The organism is Chlamydiota bacterium (genome assembly GCA_012729785.1).
In the GTDB taxonomy this organism is placed as follows: Bacteria; Auribacterota; Tritonobacteria; order UBA1439; family UBA1439; genus UBA1439.
In genome coordinates this window covers 72,982-85,696 of the sequence record JAAYCL010000014.1, presented here as the reverse complement: position 1 = coordinate 85,696, position 12,715 = coordinate 72,982, and the positions used below count along the sequence as shown (strand labels likewise).

At 69.8% G+C, this 12,715-nt stretch carries 13 protein-coding genes; 1 reads left to right on the top strand and 12 read right to left on the bottom strand.

All coding sequences use genetic code 11. The features are described from left to right. Positions 1-14: 14 nt before the first annotated feature. From GXY35_03155 to GXY35_03100, 12 genes are all read right to left on the bottom strand, one after another. Entirely contained in the window at positions 15-1,076 is a 1,062-nt protein-coding gene (locus tag GXY35_03155; protein ID NLW93587.1) for a type IV pilus twitching motility protein PilT, read from the bottom strand. Continuing rightward, entirely contained in the window at positions 1,064-2,293 is a 1,230-nt protein-coding gene (gene larC, locus GXY35_03150; GenBank protein ID NLW93586.1) for a nickel pincer cofactor biosynthesis protein LarC, read from the bottom strand. The genes GXY35_03155 and larC overlap by 13 nt, the downstream gene beginning before the upstream one ends. Before the next feature lie 97 nt (positions 2,294-2,390). Continuing rightward, a complete protein-coding gene (gene larB, locus GXY35_03145; protein NLW93585.1) occupies positions 2,391-3,140 on the bottom strand; it encodes a nickel pincer cofactor biosynthesis protein LarB in 750 nt (249 codons plus the stop codon). A gap of 76 nt (positions 3,141-3,216) precedes the next feature. Next, positions 3,217-4,221 carry a tRNA (adenosine(37)-N6)-threonylcarbamoyltransferase complex transferase subunit TsaD gene (gene tsaD, locus GXY35_03140; protein NLW93584.1) on the bottom strand — a complete coding sequence of 335 codons (1,005 nt, stop codon included), beginning with the start codon at positions 4,219-4,221 and terminating at the stop codon, positions 3,217-3,219. 36 nt (positions 4,222-4,257) lie between these two features. Continuing rightward, positions 4,258-5,580 (bottom strand): S41 family peptidase, encoded by a 1,323-nt coding sequence (locus GXY35_03135; GenBank protein NLW93583.1) that lies wholly within the window; start codon positions 5,578-5,580, stop codon positions 4,258-4,260. Between the two features lie 2 nt (positions 5,581-5,582). Further along, entirely contained in the window at positions 5,583-6,884 is a 1,302-nt protein-coding gene (locus tag GXY35_03130) for a PDZ domain-containing protein (GenBank protein ID NLW93582.1), read from the bottom strand. Between the two features lie 46 nt (positions 6,885-6,930). Then, complete coding sequence (locus GXY35_03125; GenBank protein NLW93581.1) at positions 6,931-7,875, bottom strand: transketolase family protein; 945 nt, start codon at positions 7,873-7,875, stop codon at positions 6,931-6,933. 4 nt (positions 7,876-7,879) lie between these two features. Further along, the gene (locus tag GXY35_03120; protein ID NLW93580.1) at positions 7,880-8,827 is read right to left on the bottom strand and encodes a transketolase; all 948 of its coding nucleotides are present in this window, start codon (positions 8,825-8,827) and stop codon (positions 7,880-7,882) included. A gap of 56 nt (positions 8,828-8,883) precedes the next feature. Further along, entirely contained in the window at positions 8,884-9,423 is a 540-nt protein-coding gene (locus GXY35_03115; GenBank protein ID NLW93579.1) for a DUF4416 family protein, read from the bottom strand. Between the two features lie 16 nt (positions 9,424-9,439). Next, positions 9,440-10,030 (bottom strand): hypothetical protein, encoded by a 591-nt coding sequence (locus GXY35_03110; GenBank protein ID NLW93578.1) that lies wholly within the window; start codon positions 10,028-10,030, stop codon positions 9,440-9,442. Positions 10,031-10,084: 54 nt separating this feature from the next. After that, a complete protein-coding gene (locus GXY35_03105; GenBank protein NLW93577.1) occupies positions 10,085-11,311 on the bottom strand; it encodes a family 10 glycosylhydrolase in 1,227 nt (408 codons plus the stop codon). Positions 11,312-11,329: 18 nt separating this feature from the next. Beyond that, entirely contained in the window at positions 11,330-11,497 is a 168-nt protein-coding gene (locus GXY35_03100) for a hypothetical protein (GenBank protein NLW93576.1), read from the bottom strand. A gap of 165 nt (positions 11,498-11,662) precedes the next feature. Between GXY35_03100 and GXY35_03095 the strand changes: the two genes are divergently transcribed. After that, a complete protein-coding gene (locus GXY35_03095) occupies positions 11,663-12,652 on the top strand; it encodes a hypothetical protein (GenBank protein ID NLW93575.1) in 990 nt (329 codons plus the stop codon). The last annotated feature ends 63 nt before the right edge of the window (positions 12,653-12,715 follow it).

The following is a 12,715-nucleotide window of genomic DNA, read 5'->3' as shown; positions in this document are numbered from 1 at the left end:
CGAAACGGGCGGCGTCACCGTCCGCCGATCTGGATCAAGATCTGCTCGGGATCCTGCGCGGCGTTCATCATCGACTCGTAGCTGATCGTCCCCTGCTGGTACAGGTTCATCAGCGACATGTCCAGCGTCCGCATCCCGTGCCGGGCTCCGGTCTGGATGTCGGACTGTATCCGGAACGTCTTGTTCTCGCGGATGAGGTTCTGGATGGAGGGGGTCGCGATCATGATCTCGGTCGGCGCGACCCGACCCGAGCCGCTCAGTTTCGGGAGCAGGAGCTGCGAGATCACCGCCACGATGCTCTGCGAGAGCTGGGAGCGGATCTGTCCCTGCTGTCCGGTGGGGAATGCGTCGATGATCCGGTCCATCGTCCTCCCGGCGCCGGTGGTGTGGAGGGTGGCGAAGACGAGGTGCCCCGTCTCGGCGGCGCTGATCGCCGCCTCCATCGTCTGCAGGTCGCGCATCTCCCCGACGAGGATCACGTCCGGGTCCTGCCGGAGGCCGTGGACGATCGCGTCGGAGAAGTCGGGGACGTCGACCCCCACCTCGCGCTGGGTCACGACCGATTTCGCGTGATCGTGGTAGTATTCGATCGGGTCCTCGATGGTGAGGATGTGGCAGTCCCGCTCCTGGTTGATGACGTTCAGCATCGAGGCGAGCGTGGTCGTCTTCCCCGAGCCGGTGGGGCCGGTGACGAGAATCAGCCCGCGCGGCTTGTAGAGGAGCGTCTTGATCATCGCGGGGAGGCCGATCTCCTCGAGCGTCAGCAGGCGGTTGGGGATCAGGCGCAGCGCCATCGCCATCGAGCCCTTCTGCTTGTAGACGCTCACCCTGAAGCGCGCCTGGTCGCCGAAACTGAAGCCGAAGTCGGCCCCTCCTTTCGTGCGCAGCTTCTCCTGGTTCTGGTCGGAGGTGACGCCCTTGACGAGCCGTTCGGTGTCCACGGGCCCGAGCGGCGGCCCCTCGAGCGGGATCAGCCCCCCGTGGAGCCGTATCGTCGGCGGACAGCCGACGCATATGTGCAGGTCGGACGCCCCCTCGGCGACCGTGCGCTCCAGAAGCTCCTTCATCTCGACCATAACCGCGCACCCCTTTCCTCTTTGGCTCCCCGCCGTCTCCCCGCCCTGCGCGCCGCCGCCTTCCGCGCCTCGTTTGCCACCTCGTCCAGCGGCGCCCCCGTCCTCGCCGCCAGCGCCGCGCAGTCGTCGTGCTCCGGCGCGGCGGTCACCCGTCCGCCCGGGCGCCGCGCCAGCTTCACCCGGACGCGCCCGAACCGCGTCTTCACCTCGACGATCCTCCGCGGGAGCGTCACGCGCCGTTCCTCGCGCATCCGCACCCCCAGCGTCGTGCTCTCGCGCAGCACGATCTCCGCCGCCGTGCCCGCCAACCCCGGCGAAAGGAGGGCGGTGAGGAGCTGGCCCGGGCGGTTCTTCTTCATCAACACCGGGGTCATGAAGACGTCGAGCGCCCCCGCCTCGAAGAGGAGGCGCGAGAGGTGGTCGTACCGGGATGGCGGCATGTCGTCGATTTCGGTCTCGAGGACCGTGACGACGCCGGCGCCGTCCCCACCCTCCGCCTCACCGAGGACGAGACGCAGCAGATTGGGAACGCCGTGGAAGCGTTTCTCCCCGGCCCCGTAGCCGACGCGCACAACCGTCATCGCCGGGCAGGCGCCGAACCCCGCCGCGACCGCCCGGAGGATCGCGATCCCGGTCGGGGTCACCATCTCGCCGGGGGAGGGGTGCGGCGCGACCGGGAGCCCGCGCAGCAGTTCGACGGTGGCGGGCGCAGGCACCGGAAGAAGCCCGTGCGCGCACCGCACCATCCCGCCGTTCCACGGGAGGGCGGAGGCGCGGACCTCGTCCACGCCGAGCAGCTGCAGCCCTGCGAGGGCGCCGAGCACGTCGACGACGGAGTCGACGGCTCCGACCTCGTGGAAATGCGCCTCGGCGAGCCGCACCCCGTGGACCCTCGACTCGGCCCGCGCGAGGAGGTGGAACGTCTCCTCGGCGCTCCGCCGCACCGGCGCCGGGAGCCGGCTCCGCCGCACCAGGCGCAGGATCGGCTCGAGCCCGTGGAGTGTCTTCCCGGCCCCCGCAACGATCGTCACGGACGCCCTCGTCCCGGCGAGCCCTTCGCGCCGCACGCGGCGCGCCTCGAGGCGCCATCCGCGCAGGGGGAGACCGCGGAGTGCGCCGCGGAGCGCGTCGAGGCGCAGCCCCGCGTCGAGCAGGGCGCCGAGGATCATATCGCCGCTCACGCCGGCGAAGCAGTCGAAGTACGCGACCTTTCTCATATCGCCCTTCACCGTCCGCAATGCCGCGGATCTTCGCGGATCACCCATCGTCCCTCCGCGTCCGCGCGCAGCCGTGTCGATCTGCGGCCGGAAGCCCCTACCTCGTCTTGTTGATCAGGGCGGCGGCGTAGCCCGCTCCGAAACCGTTGTCGATGTTCACCACCGTGACGCCCGCCGCGCAGCTGTTGAGCATCCCGAGCAGCGCCGCGATGCCGCCGAAACTCGCGCCGTAGCCAACGCTCGTCGGGACCGCGACGACGGGCCTTCCCACGAGCCCCCCCACCACGCTCGGCAGCGCCCCCTCCATCCCCGCGGCGACCACGATTACCCGGGCGCGCGCGAGGTCCGGCAGCTTGCGGAGCAGCCGGTGCAGCCCCGCGACGCCCACGTCGTAGAACCTGCGGACGGTGTTGCCCATCGACTCCGCGGTGACCGCCGCCTCCTCGGCCACGGGGCCGTCCGCGGTGCCGGCGCTCACCACGGCGATGAAGCCGGGGGCCTTGGTGAGACGGCGCCGCTCGACCGTCACCGCGTGCGCGCGGCGGTGGTAGACCGCGTCCGGGAACAGCGCGTGGATGCGGCGGAACGCCTCCTCGGAGGCGCGCGTGGCGAGCAGGTTGTCCCCCGCCCCGCAGATCCGCGCGGCGATCTCCTCGATCTCCTCGACGGTCTTGCCCTGGCAGAAGATCACCTCGGGGTACCCCTGCCTGATCGCCCGGTGCCCGTCCACCGTGCTGTGGCCGAGCTCCTCGAACGGCAGATGGCGGACCCTCTTGAGGGCGGCCGCGGGGGAGATCTTCCCCTTCGCGACATCCGAGAAGAGTTTTTTCAGATTGTCCGGATTCATATCCCCGCCTCCATCCGCGGCCAAGCGCCGCGGCGTCCCGCGCCGCGCCGCTGCGCAACGACCGGCGGCCGGGCCCCTAGCAGAGCCGCAGGCCCGGGTCTATATCGAGATCCGATCCGTCCCGCCGTCCCTCGGCCCACTGCAGGCGCGCGAGCAAGGCGATCATCGCGCCGTTGTCGGTGCAGTGGGACGGCGGTGAGGCGACCACGCGCACCCCCCGCCTCGCGGCCTCCCGTTCGATCCCCGACCGGAGCGCCTCGTTGCGCGCGACCCCCCCCGCGAGCAGCACGGTGCGGGCGCCCACGCGGCGGGCCCCCTCGACGGTCTTCAGGCGCAAAACCTCGATCACCGCCTCCTGGAACCCGCGCGCGACCGCGTCGACCTCCTCTTCGCCGGGCGGCGCCGCCCCGCCCGACCGGAGACGGGTGCGCACCGCCGTCTTCAGGCCGCTCAGACTGAACTCCAGGTCGCCGCTCTTGAGCAGCGGCCGCGGGAAACGCACCGCCCTCGCGGCGCGGCGCGCGCGCCTTTCGATCGCGGGCCCGCCGGGGTACGGGAGCCCGAGCATCGAGGCCACCTTGTCGTAGGCCTCCCCGACCGCGTCGTCGCGGGTCTGCCCCAGCAGCTCGTAACGGCCCCACTCGGGCACGATCGCGAGGATCGTGTGCCCCCCGGAGACGACGAGCGCGACCGCCGGGAAGTCGATCCCGCCGCCCGCCACGCACATGTACAGGTGCGCCTCGAGGTGGTTGATCCCGAGGATCGGCGCCCCGAGGGCGTACGCGAACCCCTTGGCGAAGCTCACCCCCGCGAGGAGGCAGCCCGCGAGGCCGGGCCCGCGCGCCGCCGCGACGAGGCCGACATCGCGTGCCGCGGCGCCCGCCTCCCGAAGCACCCGCGCGGTGAGCGGCGCGAGGGTGCAGAGGTGCCGGCGAGAGGCGAGCTCGGGGACCACCCCGGCGTAGCGCGCGTGCAGTTCGTCCTGCGACGCCACCGCCTCCGCGGCGATCGCGCCGCTTCGCGCGTCGACCAGCGCGACGCCGGTCTCGTCGCACGACGTCTCTATACCGAGGATCAGCACGGCGCACCTCGCGGCCGGGGGATGAGCCGGACGGTATCAGCCCGCCGCGGGGGTTTTCGCGGGGGCGGGGGCGGGGGTGGCCCCGAGCGGTTTCCGGACGGCGAGGATCCCCTGTAGGAGGTCGAGCGCCCGCTCCAGCTGCACGTCCGCCGCCTCCCCGAGCTTCTTCAGCTCCGCCTTCTCCGTGGCGAGGTCGGTCCCCTCCGGGCTCTCCTTGATCATCCTCTCCAGCCTGCGCCGCATGAGCACCTTGATCTCCTGTTCGTCCGTCATCTCGACCCGGATATCGGGCTGGACCCCGACCTTCTGGATCACCCGGCCCTTGGGGGTGAAGTAGTGCGCGGTGGTCAGGCGCAGGGCGGAGCCATCGGGGAGCGGGAGCACGCTCTGCACCGACCCTTTGCCGAACGTCGGCTCGCCGAGGATGATGCCGCGGCCCCAGTCCTGCAGCGCCCCGGCGACGATCTCCGACCCGCTGGCGCTCCCCTTGTTCACGAGGATGACCATCGGCAGGTCCGGAAAGGCCGCCTTGCCGTGCGATTTGAACTCGATGTTCTGTGTCCGGATCCTGCCCTTCGTGTACACGAGCAGCCGCTCCCCGCCGATGAACTTGTCGGCGATCTCGATGGCGACCTGGAGAAGGCCCCCGGGATTGTTGCGGAGGTCGAGGATGAGCCCCTCCATCCCCTCGGCCGCGAGCGCCCGCAGCGCCTTGTCGAAATCGCTCCCGGTGTGCTCCTGGAACTGGGTGAGGCGGATGTAGCCGATCCGGCTCCTGACGAGCCCGGCGTCCTTGACGCTCTGGATCTGGATGTTTGCGCGGGTGATGGCGAACGGCAGCATCGCGCCGGTGCTCGGCCGCATCACCGTAATCCGCGCGACGGTCCCGGGGGTGCCGCGGAGGGTGCGGACCGCCTCCACGAGGCTCAGGTCCTTCGTCGAGACCCCCTCGATCTCCACGATGCGGTCGCCCGCCCTGAGCCCCGCCTTGAATGCGGGGGTGTCCTCGATCGGCGCGACCACGGTGAGGAACTTGTCCCGGATGGTGATCTCGATGCCGAGGCCGCCGAACGCACCCTCGGTCTCGACCTTCATCTCGCGGTAGATCTCCTCGTCCATGAACTGGCTGTGGGGATCGAGGGCGCTGCACATCCCCTTGAGGGCGCCGTAGGCGAGATCGCGGTCCTCCACCTCGCGGTAGTAGTGCCTCGAGACGATATCCATCCCGGAGACGAAGATGTCGAGGCCCGACCGCAACTGTCTGTCCGCGGCCCGGCCCAACGCCGCGCAGAGGGCCGTGACGAGGCAGCAGGCCGCAAGGCACGAGGCCGCGACGGGGAAGGGGCTGCGCCTGCGCACGACTAGTTCCCCTCCTTGCTCTTCATTATGCGCATCCCCTTGATGAGGTCGATCGCGCGCTGCACCACCGGGTCCGTTTCCTGCTCACCCTTCGGAGCCTTCACGCCCTTCAGCCCCTTCTCGCCCTTTTCGTCGGGGATCTCGAACTCCTCCCCCTCCCCTTCCCCCCCCTCCCCCTCCCCCGCCTCCGTCTCCGCCGTCTCGGATACGACCTCTATGTCCGGGGTGAGCCCCTTGTCCTGTATCTCGGCGCCGGCCGGCGTCCGGTAGACGGCGGTCAAAAGCGTGATCACCGAACCGTCCTTGAGCGTGAACGTCCCCTCCTCGAAGGCGCAGCCGAAACTCTTCTGCCCCATCAACACGCCCCGCCCTTCCGCCTGCAGCGCGCCCGCGAGCACCTCCGCCGCGCCGCTCGTCCCTCCGTTGACGAGGATTACCACCGGGCCCTCGGCCGACGGCTGTGCGCCGGACGAGACGAACTCCTTCCGCGCCTCATCCGACCGGGCCGCGAGCGTCGCCACGAGCCCACCCTCCGAAATGAAGTGCCCGGCGACCTCGATGGCTGCCTCTATCTCCCCCGCGGGGCAGTCCCTGAGGTCGAGGACCGTGCCGTCGGCGCCGCGCTCCTTCAGGGCGGCAAGGCACTCGGCGACCCGCGCGGGCGTTCCCCGGTCGAAGCGCGCGATCCTCAGCAGGGCGATCTTGTCTTCCGGCATCTCCGTCCGCGCCGCCGGCCCCTCCACCTTCCCGGGGGCGAGGGTGAAATCAAGGAACTCGCGCTCCCCCCGCCGCGCCACCTGCAGGCGCAGCTCCCCCGCGGCGGCGCCGCGGAAGAGCTGGAGCAGTTCGGCGAGCGGGCGATCGTCGACGGGCTCCTCCCCGATCTTGATGATCAGGTCGCCGCTCTTCAGGCCGGCCTTCCAGGCCGGCCCGTTCTCCACGGGGGAAACCACCGTGAGCAGCCTGTTCTTGTACGCCACCTCGAGCCCATAGGTGCCGGGCTCCCCCGCCGGGGGGCCGGGGGTCGCCCGGGGGGCCGGGGCCGGCAGGTAGGTGCTGTAGCTGTCGAGCGAGGCGAGCATCCCCCGGAGCGCGTCCTGCATCAGCCGCTCGGTGCCCAGCTTCTCTATGTAGTCGCGCTGGATGATCGTGATGACGTCGCAGAGGATGTCGAGGCTCCGGTAGACGTCCCCGTCCTTCTCCGCTGCGCCCCCCGCCGGGGCGGCGGGCCGGGACAGGACGACCGATGCGGCCAACATGAGCAGCAGACAGTACAGCGGGAAGCGGGTCGAAGAATATCTCATCGTCGCGGTGTCCTGGGTTGACGCGGGCGGCGAAAGACGGGGCGCCTCAGCCCCGTTTCCTTCCCATCGCCCTCTTGGCTGCCTTGCAGATATCGCCGGGGGTGAGCCCGTATCTCCGGAGCAGCTCGTCGGGTTCGCCGGACTGGCCGAACCGGTCGCGGATCCCGACCATCTCGACCGGGACCGGATACTGCGCCGCCGTCGTCTCCGCGACGGCGCTGCCGAGTCCGCCGAGCAGGGTGTGCTCCTCCGCGGTGACGAGCGCGCCGGTCTCCCTGGCCGCGGCGACGACCGCCTTCGCGTCCAGGGGCTTGATCGTGTGCATGTCGACGACCGCCGCCCGGATCCCCTCGGCCGCGAGGGCCTCGGCGGCCTCGATCGCCGCGAGGACCATCAGGCCGCAGGCGACCAAAGTCACGTCTTCGCCGTCGCGCAGGCGCACGGACTTGCCGATAACGAACGGCGTCTCCTCGCTCGTGACCTGCGCAGTCTTGGGCCGCGCCGTCCGGATGTAGACGGGCCCCGGGATCCGGGCCGCGGCGAGCACCGCCTTCTTCGCCTCCACCCAGTCGCACGGCACGATGACGGCGAAGTGCGGGATGGTACGCATTAGGGAGATGTCCTCGACGCACTGGTGCGAGAGGCCGTCGGGCCCGACGGTCAGCCCGCCGTGGCTCGCGACGATCTTCACGTTGGCCCTCGTGGCCGCGACCGAGTTCCTGAGCTGCTCCCAGCAGCGGCCGGTGGCGAAGATGGCGAAGCTCGACGCGAAGACCGTCTTCCCGGAGAGGGCGAGCCCGACGGCCATGTTGACCATGTTCTGCTCGGCGATGCCCGCGTTGAAGAAGCGCTCGGGAAACTCTTTCCTGAAGACGGACGAACGCGTCGACTCGGCGAGATCCGCGTCGAGCACGACGACGTTCCCGTTGCTCCTCCCGAGCTCGAGGAGCGCCTCGCCGTACCCGTCCCGTATCGCCCGTGCAGCCCCCATCGCCTTACGCCTCTCCCAGTTCGGCGAGCGCCCGCTTCGACTCCTCGGCCGTTGGCGCCACGCCGTGCCAGTTGACCTGGGCCTCCATGAACGAAACCCCCTTGCCCTTCACGGTCCTGGCGATGATGGCGGACGGCTTCTTCTTCGGTTCCGCGGCCCAGTCGAGCGCGGCGATGATCTGCCTGAAATCGTGTCCGTCGATCTCGCGCGCCGCCCAGCCGAACGCCTCCCACTTCGCCGCGATCGGCTCGGGGTTCATCGTGTCCTGCACCCTCCCGTCGATCTGGAGGCCGTTGAAGTCCACGATCGCGCACAGCCGGTCGAGCCGGTAGTGCGCGGCGGCCATCGCGGCCTCCCAGACCTCGCCCTCCTCGATCTCCCCGTCGCCGAGGACGACATAGACCCGGTAGCCCCTGCCGTCGATCCTCCCCGCGAGCGCCATCCCCACCCCGACGGAGATCCCCTGGCCGAGGGAGCCGGTCGAGGTCTCGACGCCGGGGACGCGCGTGGCGTCCGGGTGCCCCTGGAGCATCGCGCCGAATCTCCGCAGCTTGAGGAACTCCCCCTTCGGAAAGTAGCCGCACTCGCCCAGGACGGCGTAGAGGGCCGGGGCCGCGTGCCCCTTGGAGAGGATGCACCGGTCGCGGTCCGCCCAACGCGGTTCCTTCGGGCGATGGCGCATTTGGGTGAAATAGAGCGCCGTGAGGATGTCCGCGATCGACAAGGAGCCGCCGGGGTGCCCTGACCCCGCCCGGGCGATCATCCTGATGATGTTCATGCGGATGGTACGCGCCCGCTCCTCGAGCTCCCGGAGAAACGAATCGTTCAGGGGGCGCACCGCGGTCTGTTTCCTGTCGCGCCTTGTCGAGCCGCCGAACCTCGTCGTCACGGAAGGATAGCCCCCCGGTGGGGAACCGATACTAGCAATGGGCCGGGGGCAAGTCAACCGCATTCGATGCTCGGGTCCGTGCACCGCCGCCGCATCGAACCTCGGCGGCCGGGTATCGACTATCGACCGCGCACCGGCTGACGAAACATATCGCGGCATGCGGCCCGCGCCGCATTGAAGAACCGTATCGCCTCCGGCGAGGCGTAGTCGGGGTACGTCCAGGGCCACGCCCGGAAGCTTCCCGCCTCAAAGCGCAGCATCGGCTGCGCGTAGATCCCCTTCCCGAGATAGACCCGGGAGGCCGCGTCCTTCACGGAGGCCACCACGACGGCGCCCGGATCCAGGTAGCCGGGATCCGCGTTCAGGCGCCGTCTGCCCCCGGATGCGAACCGCCCCTCCAGCGCGTTGGCCTCGATCTTCCAGTCCCGGAGGCCGTCCGCCGGGGCGGGATCCCTGAAGAGGACGAAGCGCCGGACGAGATCGGGGCCCATCTCGTTTTCATAGAAGTCGGTGAAACCGAACTGTATCGGCGCGCCCACGAGTCCGGGGGCGCCCCACAGTCCGGCGAGGGCGTCGAGGAACAGCTGCGGGTCCTCGCCCGCGGCACACAGCAGCGCGGCGACGCGCGCGACCGGCCCCTTCTCCCTTGCCGCGCCCATCGGATCGCTCCGAATCTCAATCGAGCTGCCGAATCTCGTAGAACGCGACATCCCGGGGAGCCCGGGGGAGACTCATCGTCTCGATCTTCTTCTCCCCGGGGGCAAGATCCTCCGTGATGTAGAGGATCGTGTCCCGGCACAGGAACCTGCCCTTGGCGTTGAAGAGCATCAGCTGGAACCGCGGGGTGACGGGGACCGCGGAGTCGTTGTGCAGGGCGACATCGGCGAGGATCCTCCCGGTCCCGGCCTGCGTCCTGAAAAGAACCGCCTTCACGTACTCGACCCCCTCGACCTTCTTCTGAAGCAACCGCTCTCCTACGCTGAACAGCTGCAGCAGGCCCGGCCGGCGTTCCTCCTTCTCGTACGCCTCCAGAATGTCCTGGTCTTCGATCTGGCGCTCCGTCTCGACGATCTTCTTGATCGCCGGCTTCGGCGTCGTGGAAAGCGGTATCGGGGCGGCCTTGTGCGCCGCCTTCTGCATCGAGGCATTCACCCGCGCCTGCTGGAAAACGGCGATCTGCCGTAACACCAGGAATAACCCCAGCACGACCGCCGCGATCAGCAGGTAGGCCCCGAAAAGGTTTTTGCGTTCCAGAGTATCGTTCATCATCGCTCCTCCCGTGCGGGTTGCATGGCGCCCGGGCCGCCGCCCGGGCGCCGGTTAAAAGACCTTCCTCCCGAGATACCCGAACAGCCCCGGGCGTTTGGCCAGGTTGTCGTAGGAGAAAAGAACCACGCCGAGCGCCCCCAGCCTTCTACAGTCCCCGACCTGCGCCGCGAGCGCCGCGGGGGAATCCAGCACCTTGTAGGCCCCGAGCCCGACGGCGACCCTCTTCCCCGCTCCGGCCGCCGAGAGCGCCTTCTCCGCGCGCGCGCGGACCAGCGCCCGGTCCGCGCTGTAGTTCATCGGCACGACGAAGTCGACGAGCCCCTCGCCGAGCCAGCGGCGCCAATCCTGGAAGGTGCTCTCGCGGCACTTCTTCTCGTCGGCGACGACCGCCACGGAGAGCGCCTTCCCCCGTTTTCCCGTCAGACGCTTCGCCCCCCCGACGAACAGCGTCACCTGGTCCCGCCGCCACCCGTCCCAGCGCGCCCGCGCCGCCGCCGTACGCCGACTCGGGGCGGCGCCGGCGGCTTTCTTGAACGCCGCCACGCTTGCGGACCCGTAGCCGAAATCCGTCTTCCCCTTCTCGTCGAACGGGTACCGCGCGTAGTCGAGGTGGATGCCGTCGAGGTCCGGGTATCGCTCCAGCAGCTCCCGCACAACGCGCAGGAGATGCCTGCGCGCGACCGGGTCGCCCGGATCGAGCCAGTAGCCGCCGTCGGGGAGCGCGTGCCGGGGGTAGTCGAGTATCGATTTCCCCGACCGGTCGCGGGTCATCGCCCCCTTCCCGAGCGCCTGTATCGTCTTTGCGTCCCGTCCTCCCCAGACCCTGAACACGTTCACCCATGCGTGGAGCTGCATCCCCCGCGCGTGCGCCATGTCGATCGCCAGGCGCAGGGGGCAGGCCTTCTCCCGGGAATAAAAGGCGTCGTACGGCCCCGCGTCCGCGATCCCGGAACGGTACCACGCCTTGTCCCCGCGGTAGACCTGCAGGAACACCGTGTTGACGCCCGCCTCCTCCAGACGCCGGAACATCTCCTCGATCCTGGCGCGGCTGGAGAGCGTGGCGTTGGCGCCCTCGCACTCCGCCCAAATCCCGCGCATCTCGCGGGGGCGCTCCGGCGGCCGCGGGCGGAGACGGGGGGAGGCGGAGGCGCAGGCGGCGAAGGCGCAGAAGAGGAGCGCGTGGCGGGCGGCGGCGTGCCGCCGCCTCCCCGCGGAGGGACGCGCAGCGGGGACGAGCCCCGCCGTCGGGTGACCGCCGTTCACGGGAAATGAAGGCATACCCACGCAGCGCCCGCGTCAGAACCGCACGCCGGGCATCAGGTTCGGCTGGTTCTCCCACGGCTCGGGCCTGGCCCATGGGATGGAGGAGCCGCCCTCGGGGGTCGCGCACCCCGCGAGGAGCGCCGCCAGGGCGGCGATGCACAGCACCGCACCCGCACGCCACAGGTATCGTGTCAGGGCCATAGAAACCGCTCCGGTATCGGGGGTAAGTGTACCACGCAGGCACGGGCCGCGCAACCGGTTCCGGTGTGTTGGGGGCTGTTTTGGGGGCTTGACAGCGCATCGGTGCTGCGGTACGATGTGGCCGCATGGTGCGGAATGGCGCGCCTACGCAGGGAGGGATCGGCCATGGATGCGTTGCAGACGGGAATGAAAACCTTCTCGAGGATCTTCAGCCTCTCGTTCAGCGGGAAGAAGATCGCCTTGCAGATCGGCGGGATGGTCTGCGCCGTGGCGGCCTCCCTTGTCATCATGAACCTCCTCGGCGGTTTCGTCCTGCGCGGCCAGCTCCAATCGCTCGTCGCAATCCTGAACTGGGTGGCGGTGCTCTTCATACTATTCTTCACCTGGGGTGCGATCGCGAAGGTGACCGTGGCGGAGGTCGCCGGGCTCCCGGCGGTCGATTTCAAAGGGGCGCTGCACGCCGTCCGGGTATCCGCCACGCCGCTGATCATCGCGCCGCTCAAGATCGTCCTGATCATCCTCCTGATGGTGCTCTGTCACTCGATCGCCGGCTGGTTCGGCCGCATCCCCTTCCTCGGTGAGATCGTCTGGCCGTTCCTGGCGCTGCCGCTCTTCTTCTTGAGCGCCCTGCTCGTCGCCGCGGGGATCATCCTCCTTTGCGGGACCCTGCTCCTGCCCCCCATCATCATGGTCGGCAAGGAGAGCCCGGTCAGCGAGCTCAACGACTTCATCCGGGCCAACACCGTGCGTTTCATCGGCTACCTGATCGCCACCGCGCTCGTCTTCATCATCATCGTCCATTTCCTCTCCGCGGTCACCGCCGTGGACGCGATGATCTCGTCGCGGACCATGGGCGCCCAGTACACGCGGATCGTCTCCTCCGTGCCGCCGGCGTTCAACAGGGCGTTCGACTGCGCGGCCGGGTTCTTCTCCCTCCCCGAGTGCTGCAGCCCCCCTGCCGGGCTCGTGGGGCGGGGATTGTACGCGGCGCCGCAGGATACGTTGCGGTGGACCTACTCGTTCGCCGGTTTCATCTGGGGCGCATTCACGCTCATCATCCGCCTCTCGATCCTTTCCATCCCGTTCGTGGTCTGGTGCGTCTCCGGGACGCTCATCTACCTCGGATTGAAGCCCGAGGCGGCGCCCAAACCGTAGCCTGCGGCACGGAGAAGGGCCACCGCCCCCCCTTCGGGGAGGGCCGCGCGGGGGACTGCAGAC